Source organism: Anaerococcus provencensis, from assembly GCF_000312365.2.
Classification (GTDB): domain Bacteria; phylum Bacillota; class Clostridia; order Tissierellales; family Peptoniphilaceae; genus Anaerococcus; species Anaerococcus provencensis.
On the sequence record NZ_HG003686.1, the window covers coordinates 350,325 to 373,684 of the forward strand.

The 23,360-nt window shown below is 34.6% G+C and carries 15 protein-coding genes; 7 read left to right on the forward strand and 8 right to left on the reverse strand.

The genetic code is table 11. From position 1 onward, the window contains the following. Positions 1–5: 5 nt before the first annotated feature. From BN38_RS04420 to BN38_RS04455, 8 genes are all read right to left on the reverse strand, one after another. Complete coding sequence (locus BN38_RS04420; protein WP_044565783.1) at positions 6–1,307, reverse strand: TRAP transporter large permease; 1,302 nt, start codon at positions 1,305–1,307, stop codon at positions 6–8. 2 nt (positions 1,308–1,309) lie between these two features. After that, positions 1,310–1,954, reverse strand: a complete 645-nt coding sequence (locus tag BN38_RS04425) for a TRAP transporter small permease (RefSeq protein ID WP_084593748.1) — start codon at positions 1,952–1,954, stop codon at positions 1,310–1,312. Then, entirely contained in the window at positions 1,951–2,991 is a 1,041-nt protein-coding gene (locus BN38_RS04430; RefSeq protein WP_044565784.1) for a TRAP transporter substrate-binding protein, read from the reverse strand. The genes BN38_RS04425 and BN38_RS04430 overlap by 4 nt, the downstream gene beginning before the upstream one ends. A gap of 54 nt (positions 2,992–3,045) precedes the next feature. Then, the gene (locus BN38_RS04435) at positions 3,046–4,143 is read right to left on the reverse strand and encodes a mannonate dehydratase (protein WP_044565785.1); all 1,098 of its coding nucleotides are present in this window, start codon (positions 4,141–4,143) and stop codon (positions 3,046–3,048) included. Further along, positions 4,140–5,741 carry a mannitol dehydrogenase family protein gene (locus BN38_RS04440; protein WP_044565786.1) on the reverse strand — a complete coding sequence of 534 codons (1,602 nt, stop codon included), beginning with the start codon at positions 5,739–5,741 and terminating at the stop codon, positions 4,140–4,142. Before BN38_RS04440 ends, BN38_RS04435 begins: the two co-directional genes overlap by 4 nt. A 67-nt stretch (positions 5,742–5,808) precedes the next feature. Beyond that, the gene (gene uidA, locus BN38_RS04445; protein ID WP_044565787.1) at positions 5,809–7,656 is read right to left on the reverse strand and encodes a beta-glucuronidase; all 1,848 of its coding nucleotides are present in this window, start codon (positions 7,654–7,656) and stop codon (positions 5,809–5,811) included. A 24-nt stretch (positions 7,657–7,680) separates the two neighbouring features. Next, positions 7,681–9,078 (reverse strand): MFS transporter, encoded by a 1,398-nt coding sequence (locus tag BN38_RS04450; RefSeq protein ID WP_044565788.1) that lies wholly within the window; start codon positions 9,076–9,078, stop codon positions 7,681–7,683. A 169-nt stretch (positions 9,079–9,247) separates the two neighbouring features. Beyond that, the gene (locus BN38_RS04455) at positions 9,248–10,252 is read right to left on the reverse strand and encodes a LacI family DNA-binding transcriptional regulator (protein ID WP_044565790.1); all 1,005 of its coding nucleotides are present in this window, start codon (positions 10,250–10,252) and stop codon (positions 9,248–9,250) included. 397 nt (positions 10,253–10,649) lie between these two features. On the opposite strand from BN38_RS04455, the gene BN38_RS04460 reads away from it, so the two are divergent. The 7 genes from BN38_RS04460 to BN38_RS04490 all read left to right on the forward strand — a co-directional run bounded on the left by BN38_RS04460 (position 10,650) and on the right by BN38_RS04490 (position 23,360). After that, positions 10,650–11,930: a YjiH family protein gene (locus tag BN38_RS04460; RefSeq protein ID WP_094777099.1), complete on the forward strand. Its 1,281-nt coding sequence runs from the start codon at positions 10,650–10,652 to the stop codon at positions 11,928–11,930. A 108-nt stretch (positions 11,931–12,038) separates the two neighbouring features. After that, complete coding sequence (locus BN38_RS04465) at positions 12,039–13,379, forward strand: MATE family efflux transporter (protein WP_044565791.1); 1,341 nt, start codon at positions 12,039–12,041, stop codon at positions 13,377–13,379. Positions 13,380–13,398: 19 nt separating this feature from the next. Continuing rightward, the gene (locus BN38_RS04470) at positions 13,399–14,271 is read left to right on the forward strand and encodes a metallophosphoesterase family protein (protein ID WP_044566370.1); all 873 of its coding nucleotides are present in this window, start codon (positions 13,399–13,401) and stop codon (positions 14,269–14,271) included. After that, entirely contained in the window at positions 14,264–15,604 is a 1,341-nt protein-coding gene (locus BN38_RS04475; RefSeq protein ID WP_044565792.1) for an MATE family efflux transporter, read from the forward strand. The genes BN38_RS04470 and BN38_RS04475 overlap by 8 nt, the downstream gene beginning before the upstream one ends. Before the next feature lie 249 nt (positions 15,605–15,853). After that, the gene (locus BN38_RS04480) at positions 15,854–16,177 is read left to right on the forward strand and encodes a hypothetical protein (protein ID WP_044565793.1); all 324 of its coding nucleotides are present in this window, start codon (positions 15,854–15,856) and stop codon (positions 16,175–16,177) included. A 222-nt stretch (positions 16,178–16,399) separates the two neighbouring features. Then, entirely contained in the window at positions 16,400–21,631 is a 5,232-nt protein-coding gene (locus BN38_RS10740; protein ID WP_049944443.1) for a Cna B-type domain-containing protein, read from the forward strand. Between the two features lie 310 nt (positions 21,632–21,941). Beyond that, entirely contained in the window at positions 21,942–23,360 is a 1,419-nt protein-coding gene (locus BN38_RS04490; RefSeq protein WP_044565794.1) for an aspartate ammonia-lyase, read from the forward strand.

The window sequence follows — 23,360 nt, forward strand, 5'->3', positions numbered from 1 at the left end:
CTCCTTTATAATAGTCCTGCGCTTTGTGGTAGGTGTAAGGAAATGGCAGGGACATAGGTTACAAGAATCAAACCAATTAATATGAAAGCATAGAATCTTAGCATATATGGCATAACTTTTTGTAACTTTGTATCTCCAACTTTAATTGCAACGAAAAGTGTGTTACCAACTGGTGGTGTGATGTTACCAATACATAGGTTGTAAACAATGATGATACCAAATTGTACAGGGTTCATACCAAATGATTCCACGATTGGCAAAAATAATGGTGTAAATATTAAGATAGCTGGTGTAACATCCATAAAAGTTCCGGAAATTAATAAGATTATATTCATTATTAATAGTAGGACTATTGGTGAACTAGTTACGGATAATAGAGCATTACCTATCATTTGTGGGATACCTGTAAAGGCCATTACCCAGGAAAGAATATTACTGACACCAATCAAAAACACTACAATAGCGCTCATTTTTGCAGATTCTATCAAGATATCTATAATCTTATTAAAATTAAGGTTTTTATAAATTAAACCTAAGATTAGAGCGTAAATTACAGATATAGCTGAACCTTCTGTAGCAGTGAATACACCAGCTACGATACCACCTATTACTACAAAGATAAGTCCAAGGGCTGGAAGAGCACGTAGGGTAGCTAGCCCAAGATTTGACCAAGAGAACTTACCCTCAACTCCTGTATAGCCTTTTTTGTGGGAAACAATAACTGCAACTATTGTACAACCCAAGGCCCATAAAAATCCTGGTAAATATCCAGCTAGGAATAAGGCTGCTATTGAAGTACCACCTGAAACTAGGGAATATGTGATTAGAGCATTGCTTGGTGGGATTAGTAAACCAGCTGGAGCACTTGCACCATTTGCTGCAGCTGATAGGGCTTTGTCATAGCCCATTTCTTCTTCACCTTGTTTTACCATAGAACCAACAGCTGCTGCAGCAGCAGATGCTGATCCAGAAATTGCTCCAAATAGGGCATTGGCGCCAATATTTGTAACTAGTAAGGCACCTGGAAGTTTTCCAAGTATTGCCATTACGAAATCTACTAACCTTTTTGCTATACCACCCTCATTCATGAGGTTACCAGCTAGGATAAAAAACGGAATAGCTGTAAGGGTAAAGGAACTCATTCCTACAAAGGTTCTTTGAGCTGCTGTTAGCACTGCAACCTTGAGTGGCACAGTAGCTAGGATTGTTACTATACTTGCTAGTCCTATTGAAAAGGCGATTGGAACGCCCAGGATCAAAAGAGCCGCCAAAACTATTAATATTACTGCTAATGCTTGTCCACCCATTTTTACTCTCCTTTATCGCTTTCAATAACCACTTTATTATCATCCGTTTCGCTATTTGAAATAGAATAATTAGTGGTTTTTTTTGGACCAGCTACATTTTCTGTAAGGTTTTCATATTTTGCAACTTCACCTGCCTTGTTTACCTCGCGAGTTGAGGATTCGCTTGCAGATTCAGCTTTGATAAATTCAACTTCTCCGTTTATTATCATACGGATATTGTATACTGAATATATCATATTTATAATTCCAGTAAGAGGAAGTGGAATATAGAACAGACCTATTGGAAGTCCTAGTGACGAAGTCATTTGATTTAGGGCAAGGCGGGTTATTCTGATTCCTCCATAAGTTAATACTGCAAGAGAGAATAAGAAGATTATTACTTCAGAAAATATCGCGGCTTTCTTTTGGACGTTTGGACTCTTTGTGTCAACAAATACTGGAATATTCATATGACCACGCTCGCTAACTATAAGACTTGCACCAAATAGGGTGGACCAAGCAAATAGATAACCAACTAGTTCTTCAGACCAAGTTGATGGATTTTTCAAAATATATCTTGTAAAGACTTGCCAAACAACTAAGATAAGCATGACAAATAGAGTTACAGCTGATAAAAATTTCATTGTTTTATCTAAAACTTTTCTCATTGTTTGGCCTCCTTTTGTGCTGGGAATTCTTTGTTATATTCTTGAATTTTATCATAGTAAGGTTGAAGTTTAGTATTTCTTTGTAAAACCTCTTTTGTTAGTGGGGCAACTTTTTCTACAAATTCACTTTGATCTGGGTAGATGAATTCTACTCCTTGGTCATTGGCTGCCTTTTCTTTGGCATTTTCAACTGCAGTGACCCATTCTTTTCTTTGCTCCTCACTTAATATTTTAAATCCTTCTTCAAATATAGCTTTTTCATCTTCTGGCAAATCATTTAGCCATTCGTAGTTTGCAATTACTATATCTGGAACCATTTGGTGCATATCGTATGAGTAGTATTTACAAATATCGCCGTGGCCATTGTCAGTTAGAGACATTTCGTTATTCTCAGCTCCATCTATAATTCCTGCTTGAAGGGCTGTATAAACCTCTCCAAATCCCATAGGAGAAGCTGAACCTCCTAACAAACTCATCATTTTTACATTTGTAGGAGATTGTTGGACTCTGATTTTTAGCCCTTTGAGGTCATCAGCTGATTTTATTGGACGATCTTTTGTATAAAAAGACCTACTTCCGGCATCTAACCAAGTAACAGCTTGGAAACCTGCATCCTTAGTGGATGTAAAAATTGGATTAGTAATTTCGGGATCGTCCATTACATGGTGGTATGACTCAGCTGATGCAAATAAGTATGGTAGATTAAATATCTCGTAAACGTCATCAAATGTTTCAAGTATGGCATTACTTGCTACACAAATATTGATTGCGCCAGTTTGTGTAAGTTGAACCATATCGGTTTGTGAGCCCAAAAGTTCTGATGGGAAAACTTGCACATCGTATTTGTCGCCCAAGTTTTCTTCTATGTATTTTTCAAATGCTAATAGACCAATATGAGTAGGGTGCTTTTGGGATTGGTTGTGACCCACTCTTATTATTGTTTTATTGCTATCTGCTTGACTATTGTTTGATCCACATCCTGTTAGGACAAGGATTAAAAGCATGCATACAGCTAAAAAATGTTTTTTAAATTTCATATTTTATCCTCTATATTTGGCAAGAAGCCTGGGATAAGCCAGGCTATCTTTACATTATTCATTTTTTTCTTTTGCGCCGTATCTTTCTTTATCTTTTTCTATAGCTTCCCATAGGCCGTTTAGGTAAGTTACCCCTAGGGCTCTGTCGTATAAGCCATATCCAGCTCTTCCTTCTTCGCCCCAGATCATACGTCCATGGTCTGGCCTGATGTATCCATCAAAGCCTGCATCGGATAGGGATTTCATTATTTCATACATATCTAATGATCCGCAGTCGCTCTTATGAGCTGCTTCGTAGAATTTTTTATCTCCTGTAAATTTGATGTTTCTAGCGTGAACCGCTCCGATTTTGCCTCTTTTTGCAAAATCGTATAGGATAGATGCTACATCATTTTCCTTGCGACTACCTAGAGAACCTGTACATACACAAAGGGTGTTTGCTGGACTATCTACCAAGTTTACTATTTTTTCTAGATCTTCTACAGTTGATGTGATTCTTGGAATATCAAAGATTGGCCAAGCTGGATCATCTGGGTGAACAGCCATTTTGATACCTACTTCTTCACAAGTTGGCAATATTGCTTCTAGGAAATACTTGTAGTTTTCGCGTAGTTTATCTTCATCGATTGACTCGTATTGTTTTAAAACTTCTTCTAATAGCTCTAATCTTTCTGGCTCCCATCCAGGAAGTTCAAAGTCTCCAGCTCCTTCAAGAATCCCATCTACCATATCACGTGGTGTAAGGCCTTCTACCATTTTTTGGTCGAAGGCAAGGGTATTTGATCCGTCAGGAAGTTGGTGTTTCAATTCTGTTTTGACCCAGTCAAATACTGGCATGAAGTTATAAATGACAACTTTAACTCCACATTCTGCTACATTTCTTAGAGATTGTTTGTAGTTTTCGATGTATTTGTCACGGCTATCTAGACCCATTTTAATATCTTCATGAACGTTGATTGATTCGATTACTTCGCACTTTAGTCCTGCTGCATGGCAATCATCGACATACTTTTGGAAGATTTCCTTATCCCAAACTTCACCAGCTTCAAATTCGTTCATCATAGCCATTACGCCATCAACCCCAGGGATTTGGCCGATGTATTCTAGGCTAATTGGATCGTCGTTACCATAGTGTCTAAAAGTCATTTTCATAAGCATATTTCCTTTCTATAATTTAGGTATTTTTCTAGGGTTGCTCTTACAGCACCTGGACCAGCAGATAGTTCTCTAAAGAACTTGATGATTTTGTCATCAAGGTCAGCTTCTATGAGGTTTACACCAAATATTTTTTCATTTGATAAAAGTTCCTTGATAGCTGATATATCTTCTATTTCTCCAAGTTTCATTGATGAAAATATCTCTTCTAGTTCGTCCATTAATGGATCTGGAGATAGTTCAAATTCATTGCCCTTATCATCAATTGCCATGAGGTATCTGAGCCAACCAGCTATGGCAAGTGGTATATATGTTAAGCTTGCAGCATCTTTACCCTCATCATTCATGTAGCCTTTGATGGTTTGTCCAAATCTTACAGACATTTTTTGGCTTGTATCTGTAGCTATTCTTTGTGGGGTATCTGGCATATATGGGTTTGGAAGTCTTATATTTATTACCTCATCTATGAAGTCTTGTGGGTTGATGATGCCTGGGTTAATTACAACGGGAAGTCCTTCTTCATAACCTATTTTCTTGATGAGCTTTACCAACTCTTCATCTTTCATTTCTTCAGCTATTGATTGGTAATCTAATATGCAGCCATAGGTTGCAAGGGTTGTATGGAGTGGGTTTAGGCAAGTTGTAACTTTCATAGTCTCAACATTGTTGACTGTGTCACGGTCAGCCATGTAAACTCCACCTTCTTCAAATGGAGGGCGACCATTTTTGAAATTGTCTTCAATTACCAAATATTCTGCTTCTTCAGAGTTTACAAATGGGGCGATGTAAGTGTTTTTGCCTGTTATGACTGTGTCCATATTAGTAAATCCAAGCTCTTCAACATAATCTTTAACTACATCAGCTGGCCTTGGTGTGATTTTGTCAATCATTGAAAGAGGGAATGAAATATCATTATTAAGATAATCAATAAATCCTTCATCTACTTTGCCATTATCCTTCCAAGCTTGTCCTATCATCATGACAGATTTTTTGACCAAGTCCCCATTGTGGCTTGCATTATCAAGGCTAAGGAGGGTTAGTGGAGCCTTGCTATCCTTGTATCTTTCGTAAAGAAGATTTGTAACTATACTCATTAGGTGCTTTGCATCCTTTGGATCGCCTTCCATATCAGCCTTTACTACATCCATAAGCTCGCCATTTGATGCATAAAGATTGTAACCTTTTTCAGTGATTGTAAAGCTCATAAGTTCCAAATTTTTATTTAGGGCTATTTCCTTGATCCTATCTTTGTCAGCAAGAGTTAGGGCTTCAGCAAGGTTTGCTATTAAGTTTGTATCAAAGTTTCCATCTTTGTGGAGGGTTACTGAGAGGGCTAGGTTATCATATGGTTTATAGATTCTGTCGATGATTTCTGTATCAAATGTTTCAACAACAGAAATTCCTCTGTCAAATTTGCCGGATTCAATCATATCTTGACCAACCCTTGCAATGAATCCACGGAAGATATTTCCTGAACCAAAGGCCAACCATTTTGGGTCTTTGATTGAATCATCACGTAGCTTTTTGATATCATAGCTTGGTGTGTGGTCGATTTTTTCCTTGTATTGATCAAAATTTTGAAGTGTTAAGTCCATTTTTATTCCTTTCTTATTTAAAAATATATTTAAAAGCCCAACCTGGCTAGGCTAGGCTTAGAACTACTTATTTTCTTTTCTCCCAATTGAAGTGAGGTATTGAGTTCCATCTTTCCTTAAAGTAGTGTGCTGCAAGCTTTGGTTTTCTATCTCTTGTAAATATGCCTTTTTTGTTTCCTTGGACCCTAAGCAGGTTCTGATCGGTTGCAAAATCAGCAAAGTTCCATGGGTGTTCACCAACTACACAGTCATATTCGTCTATTACTTGGTTGTTTGCTTTGTAATAGGCTACTTGGTATTCCTCTGTATACATTACTGGGTTATCTGCTGTATCATGCATGCCAGCTACCGTATCTGCACCGTACTCTGTGATTATGACTGGTTTTCCTATTTCTTCCCAAATATCAAGCTCTTCTCTGAAAGCTTGCATAGGGCCAACAAGGTCAGGACCTCCAAAATACCATCCATAGTATCTGTTGATACAAATTACATCAGAAAGTTTTGAAGATACATCTGCTCTTGGGCCACCTCCCATTTGTACGGACACAAGAGTTACTGGTCTGTTTTGTGGGTCGAGTTCACGTGTTAGGTCAAACAGAGGTTTGAAATATTCATAAGCACCCTCGCTATAAGAATCAGGTTCGTTAGCTACTGACCACATCACAACTGATGCGTAGTTCTTGTCACGAGCTATCCATTCGTGTATCACTTCTTTGTGGTGGTCAAATACTAATGTTCCAATTGACTTTTCGTGACCAAATGTTGGAAGCGGCTGTCCGCCAAAGTTTGCACCACCACCGAACATTCCATTTATTCCTACAGCAGGAGTTTCATCTATAACTACAAAGCCAAGTCTATCTGAAAGTCTCATCATTTCTTCTGAATATGGGTAGTGGCTTGTTCTATATGAGTTGGCACCTTGCCAAGACATTAGTGATAGGTCCTTGTAATTCATTACTTCATTTATGCCACGTCCATTAGGGAAGGTGTCTTCATGTTTGCCGTAGCCCTTGAAATAGAATGGCTTTTCATTAATCAAGAACTTATTGCCATCAACTCTAACAGTTCTGATTCCATATGGTAGATGGTATTCATCTTCACCATATACTGCTACGATATCGTAAAGATAAGCATTTAGTGGCCACCAAAGTTTAACATCTTTGATACTTAGCTTTCCTTCTAAGCCTTCACTTTGGGCTACACAGTTTCCGTCTTCGTCGTAAACATAAATTTTTGCATCGGCCTTGCCACAAACATCAAGCTTATATCCTAATACTGCTTCATTTTCGCTAACTTCATCATTTGTCATTGTTATATCAGAGATGTATGCTTTTGGAGTTGTATATAGTCTAACGTGTCTGGTGATGCCTGCATAGTTAAAGAAATCAAAGTTTGGTGAGTTTTTCGTTTGGACAAAATCTTCGGCCAAGTCTGCTTTCTCGGATCCCATAGAAAGAGCATCGAGCATGCCACCACCACCAAGACCGCCTATAGGCAGGGTTTCATAATTTACTACGTTACTAACAGCAACTGTAAGTAGGTTATTACAATCTTTTACCTTATCTGTGATATCAACTTCAAAAGGAAGGAAACCACCCTTGTGTTTACATACTTCTTTTCCGTTGATATATACCTTTGCAAAGTGGGTTACAGCATCAAATCTTAATACAAGTCTATCTTCTGTAAGCTTTGCTGGAATATCAAAGTGTCTTTGGTAGTAGACCCATCCAAAATGATCGCGGAGTTCTTTGTCTTCATAAATATCATTATATGAAGATGGAACTGGCATAGGGCGAGATTCATTTAATCTTTTTTCTGCTAAACTTTCATTAAGCTTACTATCACCGAGTACAAACTCCCACATGCCGTCAAGGCTTGATACTATTCTAGATTTTGTTTGAATTGGATATAACATTTTTTCTCCTTTATAAATTAATACTTAGTTACTGATTTCACGTCTACGTTTTAGCTCAAGAGCGTTTGCTTCAACGGTCTTTCTATCTAATGGATAGATAAATTTTAATACAAGCACTAGACCAATCATTGCTAGGCCTGGAAGCAATGTAGATATGCTATATATTCCGCTTAATACATCTGGATCAAAGGCTGTAGCTTGTGAATATCCTATAGCATTCATCACAAATCCAATGATGCCAGCTGATAAAGCTTGGCCTAATTTTCTTGCAAAAGAGTATGAGCCGTAGATTGTTCCTTCATCTCTTTTATTTGTTCTAACCTCTATATCATCAATAACATCCGTTATCATAGCCCAGATAGAAAGGTTAAATATACCAACACCAACATTTGCCAAAGCTATTATTATTAAAAACAATGTAAGATTAGTTGTTTTTAATAAATAGCCTATGATCAGAGCGATGCCACCGACTAAACCACCAACTATTGACATTTCTTTCTTACCGTATTTTAAAACGCCTTTTTTCACAAAAGGAGCCATAGCTAAAATCACAACTACCTGCAAAGCAGCAGCTATTGATTGTCCCTTAGCATCTCCAAAATAATTTGGGAAGATATAGCCGGCCATTTGGCTCATAGATAGTTGACCTAGTAATAGCATTAGGGCTGCAAGGATTATTCCTATAAGGGACTTTGATGTAAACATACCTTTTAAGGTTTGTCCTAGGCTAACACTTTCACCTTTAGGCTCTGTTACAACTCGTTCTTCAACGTTTACGTAGCAAACCATGTAGCAAATAACAGCAAGAACTGAACAAACCAAGGCAAATAGGCTCATCTTTGAACCGTCCATTACTGTTTGTCCTAGGTCGTTTTTCACCATTACAATCATTGGACCAACTACGCCAATAACAAGGCCAGCTAAAGTAGCGCCTATAGTTCTAAAGGTGGATAGTTCTGATCTATGGACAGGGTCGTCAGATATTACTGAAGCCATAGATCCATAAGGGATGTTAATCATGGTATAAAAGATTGAACCCCAAAGTATGTAAGTCATATACATCCAGAAAATCTTAAAACCCATTGATTTATCAGAAAACCAGTTGGCATACATTAAGAGAGAAACAAAGGCAACGGGGATTGCTATTCTTTTGATCCAAGGTTTGTATTTTCCCTTTGGACCTGCAAGCGACCTATCTAGTATTTGCCCCATACCAATATCGGTAAAAGCATCTAAGAACCTTGCCAACATCATCATAGTTCCTACTAAGGCTGGGTTTACACCCATAACATCAGTATAAAACTTTGTCAAAAACATTACTGAAAGGATAAAGGTAAAATCGTTACCAAAATCACCAAACATGTATCCAATCTTATCTCTCATGCTAAAAGCACGCACATTTGAAACGTCTCTACTTTTCATATACCCTCCTAGAAGTTTTTCTTATATTATGTAAGGGCTTACATTTTGCTTTAAAAAAATATGTAGCCATCTTTAGTCTATCCAGCCACAAATTTATAAAAATCGTGGCTAGATAAAGTATTTTTTCTGTTTGTTATATAGAATTTGATATTCGAGTCGATAAATTATATTAACTAGTTTCTTTTACTATTAATTTGGCTTTTATCATGTTGTCATTATTCTCTAATTTTTCATTATTTATCAATCTAAAAAGGCTCTTAGTTGCTATGTCAGCTTGCAAAGCTATATTTTGATCTATTGAAGTTATTTTTTTGCTTGGATAGTTGGTTGCATCAATGTTATCAAATCCTATGATTGCTATATCTTCTGGTATATTAACTCCACAATTTACTAGGTACTTAAATGCTGGTATGGCCAAAAGATCAAGCTCAAAGCATATGGCATCTACCCTTGGGTTGGATTTTAGGAAATCATACAATTTTCTCATATCCTTATCTATATCATTGATTTTAACTTCTATAAAGTCAGTACTTTGGTAAAACTCGTCAAGAGCTTCTATAAATCCTGCTTTTTTTGCTATATAAGATCTGGTAATATATTTATTTCCATGGTAGGAAACAAATATGGGTTGCTTGTAGCCTCTTTTATGAAGATGGTCCATAGCTTGTCTCATAGCGTCAATTTCATCAATATATACATAACTTATGTCTTTGCTTTTATTAAGCGGATTAGCATTTAACATGGCAAAGGGAATATCTTTTGATAGCTTTAATATTTCCTCATAAAAATCTTCTTGCTCATAGGTAGAGCCAACACATACTATAGCATCCACCTTATTTTCCTTTAGAAGGTTAAGGTAGGCTATTTTTTCATCCAAGTCATCTGTACTATCTCCAAGAAGAGTAAGATAGCCGTTGGCATTGAGTCTTTGCTCTAGCTGGTAAGCTGATTGAGATTCAAAGTATTTTCTTATATCTGGAACCATAATTCCAACAAGAGACGTTTGTTTTTTGGCAAGAGATCTTGCAACCCTATTTGGGCTGTAGTCATTTTCTTCTATGACCTTTAAAATCTTTGCTTTAGCCTTATCACTTACCTTATTAGAATCATTTAAGACTCTAGAAACAGTAGCAATAGAATATCCAGATTTTTTTGCAATATCATAAATATCCATAGAATCACCTTCCATATATTTGTAAGCGCTTACATTACACTTATAGTATATCTTCTCTATTTTAATATGTCAAGACTTTTATTATCATATTTCACCAAATTTTAGAATATATACATAAAAAATTTATAAAAACAGAAGCATTTTTATCTAATTCGAGTAAACTTACAATAGCAGGTCCAAAATTTAACGAATTTGAAGACCTTATATTTTTCCTGTTGAAGATAAGTTTGCAAATTATTAAATTGTTTGCAAATTGGGAATAAATATATAAAGCGAAATTTGAAAGGCGGTAATTTACGTGGATAACCCTAATGGTAAAGGGATCAAAAAGGAAAAGTTGACACTAAAGAGGATTTTGAAGTTTATAATTCCTTCTATTATAGGAGTGCTACTTCTAATGACTCCTTTTGAAAAAGATGGATCATCAACTGTTATGGCTTCAGTGCTTTCTAAGGCTGTTAATAGTGGTATCGATTCTATTGTTCCTATATATATTTTAGTTTTGATATGCATATTCATTTCTTGCATACTTGCTCTTATGTATAAGATTTCTAAACCAAGTTTTATAGAAAATAATGAAGTTTTAAAAAATGCAGCAGATATATCTAATTTTTGGCTATTAGTAAGATTTATTGGCCTAGCCCTTGGTCTTATGACAGCCTTTAAAGTAGGCCCTGAGATAATTTATAGTCCGGATACTGGTGGACTTATCTTGTTTGATTTGATAGGTGGTCTATTTACAATATTTTTAGTTGCTGGATTTATCCTACCTTTCTTGACAGAATTTGGTCTGTTGGAATACATAGGGGTGTTTTTGACCTCTGTGATGAGACCTGTATTTAATCTACCGGGTAGATCTGCCATAGATTGCTTGGCTAGCTGGATTGGGGATGGCACTATTGGAGTTACCCTAACCAATAAGCAGTACGAAGAGGGATATTATACAGCTAGAGAGGCAGCTGTTATATCAACAACTTTTTCTGCAGTATCAATCACATTTTGCTTGGTTGTATTGGAAAATGTTGGTCTAACAGACTATTTTGGCAAGTTTTATTTGACAGTTGCAGTGGCAGGAATAGTCGCAGCTTTGATAGTGCCAAGGATACACCCTCTAGCTGGCAAAGAAGATAAGTACAAGACCAAAGAAGTCAAAGCTCAAGCAGAAAATATACCTGACGGTTTTAGCAAAAAAGAATGGGCCTTACAACTTGCAGTAAAAAAGGCTGAATCAAATACTAGTGTAAAAAATTATTTTATAAGTGCAACAAAGACAGTACTAGGCCTATGGCTAGGTGTTGTGCCAATAATAATGGCGGCAGGTACTATTGCTCTTATAGTTTCAGAGGCGACACCATTTTTCCAAATTATGGGCAAGCCATTCTTGCCATTACTCAAACTTCTCCAAATTCCAGAAGCTGAAGTAGCAAGTACGACAATGGTAGTTGGCTTTGCAGATATGGTTGTACCATCTATACTTGCAGCAGAAATAGCAAATCCTATGACAAGATTTATCATAGCAGCGGTATCAGTATCACAGCTAATATATATGTCAGAAACAGGAGCTGTGATACTAGGTTCTAACTTGCCAGTTTCACTTTTAGATTTGTTTATCATATTTTTGGAAAGAACAATCATAAGCCTGCCAATAATAGTAGTCTTTGCTCATATTTTCTTCTAGCAGATAGGTAAATAATATTAACAAAAGTAGGTATTTTGCCTACTTTTTTCTTTTATAAATGATAATTTTAAATATAAGTTGTAAAGTATTATCATCATAGGAGGATTTATGGATCAAAATGTTGATTTAACCAAGGGTGATATCACTTCATCCCTTTTCAAACTGTCAATTCCTTTGGCTTTGACGGCTTTTATACAGATTACATATAACTTTGTGGATATATTTTTCCTTGGCAGACTTGGAAAAGATGCAATAGCTGGCGTTGGTATTGCTGGATTTTTGTTTTGGATTGCCAATGCTATTACCCTTATCCCTAAGATTGGTACAGGGGTTTACGTATCCCAAGCCTTTGGTAGGGGTGCTAAGAAAGAAACTATTAGAGTTTTAAATAATGGTTATATTCTAACCCTTATCGTAGCTTTAGTTTATTCTATATTGATGCTATTATTTTCCAATGCTTATGTAAATTTCTATGGATTAACTACTAAGGCAAGTTCTTATGCTAGAGATTATTTGCACATTATAAGTTTTGGTATGGTATTTTTCTTTATAAATCCAGTTTTTTCCCAAAGTTTCCAATCTTTAGGCAACAGTCTCACCCCCTTTAAGATAAATACTGTGGGTCTTGTGGCAAATATTATAATGGATCCGATTTTTATTTTTGGCCTTGGACCTATACCACGTCTTGAAGCAAAAGGAGCTGCCATTGCAACCCTTCTAGCTCAGGTATTTGTCAGCCTGATTTTTATAGGAGTAATTTTTAGAAAAAATGAGATTTTAAGAAGTGCCTTAACTAGGATAGATTACCAGAGACGATGGATTAAAAGTATCTTTAAGATGGGTTTGCCCTCTGCTTTGATGAGCGCATATATGGCCTTTATAAGTATTATATTGAACAAATTTATGGCAAGATTTGGTGAAGCAGCTGTGGCAGCCTACACAGTTGGTAGCCAGCTAGAGGCAATCACTTGGAATACAACAGAAGGTCTCCAAGTCGGTATTGCAGCCATGGTTGGGCAAAATTATGGGGCTGGACTTTTTGATAGGGTAAGAGAAAGTATAAAGAAATCTTTTCATATTTTAGTAATAATAGGGTCGATATCGACAATAGTTCTTTTTGCCTTTAGATATCCTTTATTTAAGATATTTATACCAAATGATAGGGAAACAATAGAACTTGGAACCAGATACTTAGCCATCCTATCCCTATCGCAAATATTTATGGCAACGGAAATTGGTCTAACAGGTGCCTTCAACGGCCTAGGCGAAACCAAAATCCCAGCAAGAATAGCCATGTTTTTTGATACAATGAGGATACCTCTATCTATCTTGCTTATGCCAGTTCTTGGGGTTGCTGGTGTATGGACGGCTATGACTATCACATCAATACTAAAGGGTCTATTTGTAGGAATTCTAATCAGAAGACAGGCAAAATATAAGCTTGGCTAAGGCTAGAGAAAGGAAAGAAATGGAATTTAAGAACAACACATTTAAAATTGTACAATTTACAGACACTCACTTTGGCAATTTGCCAGCATGCCATGAGGATATCAAAACTTTTAATCTAATCGATAAAATTATAAAAGGTGAAAAGCCAGACCTCATAGTTCACACAGGGGACATCATATTTTCACATGGAGTAAAAGACCCTGACAAGGTATTTGAAAATGTAATGAAATATTTTGATAAATATGACATTCCTTTTGCTATAACCTTTGGCAATCACGACAGCGAGGAGGGAACTAGTAGAAAAGAGCTTAGAGCAATCTACGATAAGATCATAAGAAACAAGGCAGATAAAGAAGATGTCTTTATAGTTAATGATAGGGAAAATTTCGTCATCCCCATAATAGATAAGGACGAAGACCTTGCATATTTATATCTTATAGATTCGGGAGAAGATGACAGATCTGGCATAGGAACCTACGAGTGGCTTTTGCCAGACCAAGTAGACTGGTTTAGAAAGACTTCGGCAAAATATAAGAAAAATGATGGGATCAAACGCAATATAATCTTCCAACATATGCCATTGCCAGAATATTGGGAGAGCATGAATAACATCATTTCTGGAGAACAAAGAGAAACAAACGAAGCTATATCAGCTCCAAAAATCAACACGGGATTTTTTGCCAATATGGTCTTAAACGGTGAAACTTGGGGGATGATTGTAGGTCATGACCACGAAAATAACTTTGATAGCACTCTTTTTGACATCCACCTCGCCTATGCAAATACCTCTGGCTACCAGGCCTATGGAGATTTGGATAAGGGAGCTACAGTCATAGAAGTATCCAAAGATCCCTTTGCTATAAAGATAAGAAATATACAAATTGATGAATAGAGAAGGCAAATTATTCACAAAAAAATACAATGATATCTTTATACCACTAATAATTGAGCAGATTTTCCTGACCTTAATTGGTAATTTCAATGTGTTTTTATTTTCACTTTTTAATGACCAAATGGTTGCGACAATAGGAATTTCTGACCGATTATTGACTATATTTGCCATGGTAACAAATGTCGTGGTCCTAGGTGCAAGCATACTAATCATTCAAAATGCTGATGAGTCGAGGATTGAATATGTCAAATCGATTTTTAAAGAGTCGATTTTTCTAAATTTATTTATAGCAGGGCTAATCATAATTGCAGTTTTTGCCTTTAATAGAGATTTGCTAATCCTTATGCAAACTCCAAGCGAACTAGTGGAGGAAGCTTCGGCCTATATAAAGATAGTCTCTATATCCATAGTCTTTACTGCAATGACAAGCCTGATGCTGGCGACCCTTAGGGCTTTTGGCTTTGTGAAAATTGCTGTAAGGATATCAGTAGCCAATACAATACTTGTAATAATTGCCAATAGCATAATAGTTTTAGCAAAACTTGGAGGAATCAGCTATATAGCCATCGCAACGCTTTTTACTAGACTTATTTCTATGCTAATAACATTTATTACTATAAAAAAGAAAATACCAATCTTATTTGCTGGGGGTAAGATTAAAAATATCAGACTAAAAAAAGAAATTCTTTCCCTAGGCATACCATCAGCCATGGAGCAAATCTCCTATAACTTTAGCCAGACAATCATAACTGCTATTATTGCAAGCCTTGGAACCATAGCAGTATCTTCCATGATATATACAACGACCATAACTTCTTTTATATTTTCAATTGGGGTAGCTGCAGGAGTTACTGGCAATCTTATCATCGGGGACTTGTATAGGAATAAAGATTATGAAGGTATCAAAAATTTTGGAGTTTTAAATGCCAATAAAATAAGCCTAATAGCAGGGGCAATCAACTTGCTTGTGGCTGTTTTTGGCAAATATTTGGTGAGGATTTTTACAGATAATCCACAAATAATAAGTATAGTAACAGTCTTGCTATTTTTACAAATATTCCACGATCCGATGCGAGTAGCAAATGAAATTTTGGTAAATTCCTTAAATGTAGTAAAAGACGTGAGGTATCCAGTAATAGTTGGCATAGCAACAACATATTTACTAGTAATCCCCTTAGCATACCTCTTTGTAACAAAACTTGGCCTAGATTTAAATTCTGTTCGGATAGTCTTTATAATAGATGAAACTTTAAGAAGAATTATGTTCGCAAATAGATTTAAAAAAGGTAAATGGATTGATTGTATTGAGAGAGAAAATGAATATTATATTTAAAAATCGATTATTAAAGATTTGGTAAAATATATTTTTATCTAGATTCTTCTTGAGTATATAAAATCCTTGGATTTAGGGCTAGTGTTTTTGAATTTTGGAGAAAATTATTTTCTACTATATAAATTAATATATATTCTAAATAAAAAATATAAATAAAAAGTTACTAAGGAAAATTTATTTGCTTGTATATGCAATTATATAAGAGCAAGTTGTACTTGTATATGCATTATACCAATGTTTGGAATATATTTGTTTTACTTTTTAACTAGGATAAGCCCATTATATACAGTTTTTTTATCTAATGATTATACTAAGCTTTATAATAGTAAATGCTATGGGATTAAACTTTTTAATAATGACATGTACTCAGAATTGACTCTCAAAAAAGTATCGCAAATTTCACTATATCTTATAATTGTAAATACAATAAATATTATATTATTGAATGTAATGCTTGCCCTTATAAGCTTTTATCTATACAAGATATCATATATTACTAATGATTTTACTCCAGGTATTTTTATAGAACTAAACTACTACACATTTACTAATTTGCTAGCTGAAAAACTTTAACACTGTTAATATTTAACATTAAGTAGATTATATTTTTCATAAGTAACATAATTTTTACATTTTTTAAAAAATTATCTATAATATATATGAGTGATAAGGGAAAGGAGGTAAATCAATTGTTGGGAATATTCAATACAATGTAAGGTAACTATCATGTATTAGCTTAAATAAATATATAAAAAAAACAAGTTAAGTAAAAATTAAAGGACGAGGAGAAATTAAATGTCTAATAAAATTTTAAGAAAAGTTTCTTCCATCTTACTCTCTCTGCTAATGATACTAAACGCACTTGTTCCTGTAAGCTTTGCAAGTGCTGATAATTTGAATATGGAAAGATCAGGATATACAAATTCTGAGCCTCTTACTTCTTCAAATGAAACAAAGGAAATATCATCAGACACGAGTGTAAGTTTGGAAAATGATAATGTCGATAGCAAGCCTACCGATAAGAAAAAAGAAAATCCAACTACTGAAAAAGATAATAGCAAGCGTGAAGATGCTACTCTTAATAAAAAGGATGTAACAAAGGCTACTGTTGATAATAGTACAACCAATGCTATTAATACGAACGATGAAAAAAAATCATCTGAAGAGACTCCTGCTGACAAAGAAGGTGCAGATTCAGAGATAAAACCAAATTTACTTGACGCTTCTAACAATACTCAATCTAGCCTAGAAGGCTTAAAATTTTCGATTTCAAACAACCAATTTAGTAAGAAGACGGAGTATTATTCTTATGAAGTCCTAAGTTGGGATATAAATATTGATGGAACTGGTATTAAAGATAAAAGCTATTTAGAAAATGGATATATTGACATTGCTGTACCTAGTGAGTATTTTGAATCGATTAATGTCTTAAAATCCGAAAGCGTTAAGTCACATGAAATTATTAATAATAACGATAATACGATAATATTAAGAGTTTATCTTGACACTGAAATCAACTCAGTTACACATATTTCTTTTCCAATAAATATGACTGTAAAAAAGAGGGTAACACCCAATGGTTATAAGATATTGCCACATGTTACTTTGCACAATGAAGAACAAGTGAAAGTTTCCACTGCAAATCCCGAAGACAAAAGTGAATTAAAAATTATCTATGATGATCCAATAGCCTATAAAACTCTAGGAGAAGGTCACTATTTCGGAAATAAGAAGTACGAATATGGTGGAGAACTTGATCCAAATAATGCAAAATATTTAACAGACGATACATCTAAACTTGATGAAGTTATTTTCACCTATTTAACAAATACTGTGAAAGATAGAGATCCGGCTTCCTATAATCCAGGTATTAACAAAATAAGACAGATAGAATCTATAAAAATTGTAGATACTTTACCAATATATACTGATAAAAATGGGAAAAAAAGAACAGCTTATTTTGATCTTAATTCTAATCCAGGATGGAAATTGTCAGAAGATGGCAAAAGCGTTTCATATCTTGTAAGAGAAAGAGATAATGAAAATGGTGCAGATGTAAATCTTCGAGATTCTGTAAGATTAAAATTAAAATTTCCAGGAGCACCAACGAGTGATTATGATAATGGAAATTTAATAAAAAATAATGTTAGCTTGATACCAACTTATAAAAATCAAACTTCAGATGAACAATCACCCAATTTAACAGATGATATAGACTTTTATTTAAGTGGTGATTTATTTTATGGAGCAGGAATTTTTAAAAAGACATCGAATACAAAGAGAACTTTTGTATATGATAATGATGCACCATATCATTCATGTGATTCTTATAATATTGCTGTAAGTAATAATTTGAATCATCCAATCAAGAATATCGTTATAACTGAAGGTAATTTTGATAAAAGGGTATATGCGAGCAAAATTACTCAGTCTAATATACCACCAAGTCAAATCAAAGAAATCAATGGGATTTTAGAAAATGGAAACAAAGAAAAGATTGCTTTTGATCCTAATTCAAACAATTTATCTATAGATCTTGATAAGCCAACAACAGAAAAAATAGAAGAATATGTCAAAAAAGTAGAATCTGGGGATATGGATAAAAGCAAGGTGCCAAATGTTCCAGCAAAATATAAAAAAATTGAAATTGTTATGAAAGATGATTTTATTTTAGAACCCGGTAGGAAATTAAATCTACTGGTTGAAATGAAATTGACTGATCCATATAATATTATTATTACAGGCGAAGAGGTAAAAGATCAAACTTATAATAATGCATCAATAAGAGGAGATGTTGCTCTAAATAATAACCTTGAACATTTTGACTTCGATTCTAGTGATATAGGACTTTTAAAAAAGAAAAAAGAGAAAATCCTATTTACTAAAGATACTAGATACAACAATACTGGTTCGCTTGGAGAAGAAATATTATTTACCCTAAAAATTAATACTGATGGTTTAAGCAAAGCTAGATCTTTAAAAGATTTAGTAGCCTTTGATTTACTGCCAGTTGGAGTTACTTATACAGGTTATGCTACCGAAAATATTGTAGGAGATACTCCTATTAAAAATGTAGAAACCATTGATAATTACAAAGATACTGGAAGAACAGCAGTTTTGATCCACTTTAAAGATATGCAAGTAAGTGAATTCAAAAATCCTTGGATAAATATTAAGGCTAAAATTAACGAAAATGCTACGACGACAGCCGTCCAAGGTCATGAAGAAAAAAATAAAAATACGGCTTTTTTATATGAAAAGAATAATAAAGACTTTGTAAATCTTGCTTCAGATAATAATAAAGGAGCTGATACTTGGGATGTAGATGATGATTCGACTACAAATGAACTAATAAGTGCTAATTCTACTTTTATGGCAAAATTGGCTGCAGAACTAAAATCTTATAAATATATTAAGAGAACTAAAGCTAATGAAAAGAATAAGGATAATGAAATATATGATCCTGGTGCACATGATACTGCTTGGTTAAAGACAGGCATTGATACTAATTTTGGAGAGTATTTCGAATATCAATTAAAGACTTTTAATAATACTAATAAAAATATTGGTAGACTATATGTTTTTGATCGATTAGAGTTTTATGAAGGAACTAATAAACGCAATGAACTTGCTGGACCAATTCAAGTTGAAGGTGAGGGAAAAGATAGGTTTAAAATCTATTATACGACTGATTCTGTAGATGGAAATAATCCGAATACTGAGTTTTCAAAATTAAAGTGGATAGACAATCCAAGCGATTTTAGTAAAGTGACTGCATTTTATATAGAGTTGGTCGAAGGAAAATTTCTTAATCCATATGAGAGCGTTGCATTTGACGTTCCAGTTAGAGCTCCAGCATTAGATAAAAGCTTAGCAAAAAAGAAAGTTATTAATAAATCTTATGTAAGTTATAGTACGAAAGATAAATTTGGAGAGTCAAATTCTGTATATAATAAATTACCAGATCTTATAAGTATAAGTAAAAAGTGGCAAGATGCAGATGGAAAAAATATAGAGAGTCCTGAAGAAAGTGTAAAAGTAGAACTCTATAAAAATAATAAACCAACTGGCAGGATAGTAGAGTTAAGCCAATCTAATAATTGGACTAATTTTTTAACGTTTGTAGAAGATCAAGAAGATTTAAAATCAAATTATTCTGTCAAAGAAGTTGGAGACAAAGATAATAAAATAGAAATTGGTGATAATAAGTACAAAGTAACTTATGAAGGAAACACTAAAGATGGTTTCAAAGTAATCAACAAAGAAGAGCCAGAAACACCAGATAAACCATGGACACCACTAACACCATCAAAAACAGATATAAAAGTAGAAAAAATTTGGCAAGGAAAAGATGGAAAAGAAATATCCGCACCAGTAGACAAGGTCGAAGTAGAACTATACAGAGATGGAGAAAAGACAGATAAGAAACTAGAACTAAACAAGTCTAACAAATGGAGTGGAGAATTCAAAGACTTAGACACATTAGAAAAAGTAGACTCAGAAAAATCCTATGAATACACAGTCAAAGAAGTCGGCGAAGAAAATGGTAAAATAGCAATTGGCAACAACAAATACCAAGTAAGCTACGCTGGAACAGAAGAAAAAGGCTTTAGCATAACCAACAAAGAAGAGCCAGGAACACCAGATAAACCAAAAGATCCAGACAAACCATTGACACCACTAACACCATCAAAGACAGACATCAAAGTAGAAAAAAATTGGCAAGACAAAGAGGGTAAAGAAATAACAGCCCCAGTAAAAGAAATTGAAGTTGAACTCTATAGAGATGGAAAAGCCACAAATAAGAAGTTAACTTTAAATGCAGAAAACAAGTGGAGTGGAGAATTCAAAGACTTAGATGTATTGGAAAAAGTAGACTCAGAAAAAGCCTACGAATATACAGTAAAAGAAGTCGGAGAAGAAACTGGTAAAATAACAATTGGTGATAACAAATATCAAGTAAGCTACGAAGGAAACTCAAAAGACGGTTTCAAAGTAACTAACAAAAAAGAAGAACCAAAAACACCAGATGAGCCAGAAGAACCAGATAAACCATTGACACCACTAACACCATCAAAAGAAGACATTAAAGTAGAAAAGATCTGGCAAGATAAAGATGGCAAAGTTATAGACGCTCCAGAAGAAAAAATAGAAGTAGAACTCTATAGAGATGGAAAAGCCACAAATAAGAAGTTAACTTTAAATGCAGAAAATAAGTGGCGCGGAGAATTCAAAGACTTAGATATAGTAGAAAAAACAGACTCAGAAAAAGCCTATGAATACACAGTAAAAGAAGTCGGCGAAGAAAATGGCAAAATAGCAATTGGTACGAATAAATACCAAGTAAGCTATGAAGGAAACGCAAAAGATGGTTTGAAGGTAATCAACAAAGAAGAGCCAAAAACACCAGATAAACCAAAAGATCCAGACAAACCATGGACACCATTAACACCATCAAAGACAGACATCAAAGTAGAAAAAATCTGGCAAGGAAAAGATGGCAAAGTTATAGACGCTCCAGAAGACAAGATCGAAGTAGAACTATACAGAGATGGAAAAGCTACAGGCAAAAAGTTAGAACTAAACAAAACCAACAAGTGGAGTGGAGAATTCAAAGACTTAGATGTATTGGAAAAAGTAGACTCAGAAAAAGCCTACGAATATACAGTAAAAGAAGTCGGAGAAGAAACTGGTAAAATAACAATTGGTGACAACAAATACCAAGTAAGCTACGACGGAAACTCAAAAGACGGTTTCAAAGTAACTAACAAACAAGAGCCAAAATCACCAGACAAACAAAAAACACCGAATGAACCGAAAAAGCCAAATAAGCCAAATAATACTAACACTGACCATAAAACAAATAAGCCTAAGGAAATTAAACAAGTGGAAAAGAAAAAAAATGACAATAAATTTGGTAATTCACATAGCCCAAAAACAGGAATTAGTGGACTAGAAAATGTATTGGCATTAGCAGCTTTGTCAGCAGTAGGATTATATTTAAGTAAGAATAACAAAGAGAAATAAATCAAAATGAATTCTTATTCAATGGAAGTAAGAGTTTTAGTAATCTTAATCTTTTATTTAGCTGGACTTATGTTAAGCGAATAATAGAGATTTGTACAAGATTAAAATAGAAGTGAATAACTCTCTTATAGTTGGCTCCCGAAAGGGAGCCTTTTTATATTTTAAAACAGCATCAAATTGTTTTTTTTATTTGGTTGTTTTATATAAAAATCATCAATAGTTGAAGAAATAGCATTTATTTTGTAAAACGTTTTTATAAAACTTGTAAGTATCATTAGTATTAACTATAATGGTACTAGGAGGGATAGTGATGACAGATTATAGAAAAGAACGCGATTCTATAGGCGAAATTGAAGTGCCTTATGATGCCTTGTATGGGGCAAATTCTCTAAGAGCTAGAAATAATTTTAATATTACATCTTTATCAATGGATAGTGAGATGATAAATGCAATCGTTGAGGTTAAGAAAGCCTGTGCTATTGAAAATGAGAAGATTGGTCTTTTGACAAGAACTCAAGAAAATGCAATTGTTGCAGCTTGTAACCAGATTTTGGCTGGCCAACACAGGGATAATTTTATAGTTGATCCAATCCAAGGTGGGGCTGGTACAAGTTTTAATATGAATGCCAATGAAGTAATTGCAAATGTTGCAAATACTGCCATGGGTGGCGGTTTAGGTACATATGAAAATGTTCACCCAAACGACCATGTAAACTTGGGCCAATCTACCAATGACGTTATACCAACTAGTGGTAAGATAGCCCTTATCAGATATTTTAATGAACTAATTGATGAAACAATTTTATTAATCAGATCTATTGAGAAAAAGGCTGAAGAATTTAAAGACGTTTACAAAATGGGACGTACCCAACTTCAAGATGCGATTCCAATAAGCCTTGGCCAAGAATTTAGGGCCTATGCTAGGGTAATCACCCGTGATTTGGAAAGATTTGACCTTGCTGTTGATAGTCTAAGCCATGTAAACCTAGGTGGTACAGCTATTGGTACAGGCTTAAACGCAGATCCAACCTATGTTGAAGAAATAGTTGGAGTACTAAGCGAAGTAACTGATTTGAAATTGAAACAAAATGAAGACTTGATAGATGGAACTCAAAACTTGGATGGATTTTTGTATGTTTCAGGTATTTTAAAAACCTTTGCAGCAAACTTATCAAAAATATCAAATGACCTAAGACTTATGAGCTCTGGCCCACAAGTAGGTATTGGCGATATAAAATTAAAACCAACCCAAGCTGGTTCATCAATCATGCCAGGTAAGGTAAACCCTGTAATACCAGAGGTTGTAAACCAAGTTGCCTTCAATGTTATAGGCAATGATATGACTGTAACTATGGCTGTTGAGGCAGGACAACTTGAGCTAAATGCTTTTGAGCCAATTATTTTCTACAATCTTTTTGAGTCGCTAAAGACACTCAAAAATGCTATCTATACACTAAGAGTTAATTGTATAGACCATATCACAGCTGATAGAAGTGAGCTATCAGAACAAGTAGAAAAATCAATCGGACTAGTTACAGCCCTTGCTCCACACATAGGCTATGCAAAGGCAAGTGATATAGCTCACAAGGCCCTAGAAACTGGCAAATCAATTAGAGAATTGGTTCTTTCTGATGGATTATTGAGCAAAGAAGAACTTGAAAAAATATTAGATTTCAAAGAAATGATAAAACCAGGTATCTTGGACGAAGATGCCCTTAAGAAGGAATAA

Excerpts from the sequence above, each read along its gene's own strand:
- BN38_RS04420 (WP_044565783.1), bottom strand. The coding sequence starts at position 1,307 with ATGGGTGGACAAGCATTAGCAGTAATATTAATAGTTTTGGCGGCTCTT.
- BN38_RS04425 (WP_084593748.1), bottom strand. The coding sequence starts at position 1,954 with ATGAGAAAAGTTTTAGATAAAACAATGAAATTTTTATCAGCTGTAACT.
- BN38_RS04430 (WP_044565784.1), bottom strand. The coding sequence starts at position 2,991 with ATGAAATTTAAAAAACATTTTTTAGCTGTATGCATGCTTTTAATCCTT.
- BN38_RS04435 (WP_044565785.1), bottom strand. The coding sequence starts at position 4,143 with ATGAAAATGACTTTTAGACACTATGGTAACGACGATCCAATTAGCCTA.
- BN38_RS04440 (WP_044565786.1), bottom strand. The coding sequence starts at position 5,741 with ATGGACTTAACACTTCAAAATTTTGATCAATACAAGGAAAAAATCGAC.
- uidA (WP_044565787.1), bottom strand. The coding sequence starts at position 7,656 with ATGTTATATCCAATTCAAACAAAATCTAGAATAGTATCAAGCCTTGAC.
- BN38_RS04450 (WP_044565788.1), bottom strand. The coding sequence starts at position 9,078 with ATGAAAAGTAGAGACGTTTCAAATGTGCGTGCTTTTAGCATGAGAGAT.
- BN38_RS04455 (WP_044565790.1), bottom strand. The coding sequence starts at position 10,252 with ATGGATATTTATGATATTGCAAAAAAATCTGGATATTCTATTGCTACT.
- BN38_RS04460 (WP_094777099.1), top strand. The coding sequence starts at position 10,650 with ATGACTCCTTTTGAAAAAGATGGATCATCAACTGTTATGGCTTCAGTG.
- BN38_RS04465 (WP_044565791.1), top strand. The coding sequence starts at position 12,039 with ATGGATCAAAATGTTGATTTAACCAAGGGTGATATCACTTCATCCCTT.
- BN38_RS04470 (WP_044566370.1), top strand. The coding sequence starts at position 13,399 with ATGGAATTTAAGAACAACACATTTAAAATTGTACAATTTACAGACACT.
- BN38_RS04475 (WP_044565792.1), top strand. The coding sequence starts at position 14,264 with ATGAATAGAGAAGGCAAATTATTCACAAAAAAATACAATGATATCTTT.
- BN38_RS10740 (WP_049944443.1), top strand. The coding sequence starts at position 16,400 with ATGTCTAATAAAATTTTAAGAAAAGTTTCTTCCATCTTACTCTCTCTG.
- BN38_RS04490 (WP_044565794.1), top strand. The coding sequence starts at position 21,942 with ATGACAGATTATAGAAAAGAACGCGATTCTATAGGCGAAATTGAAGTG.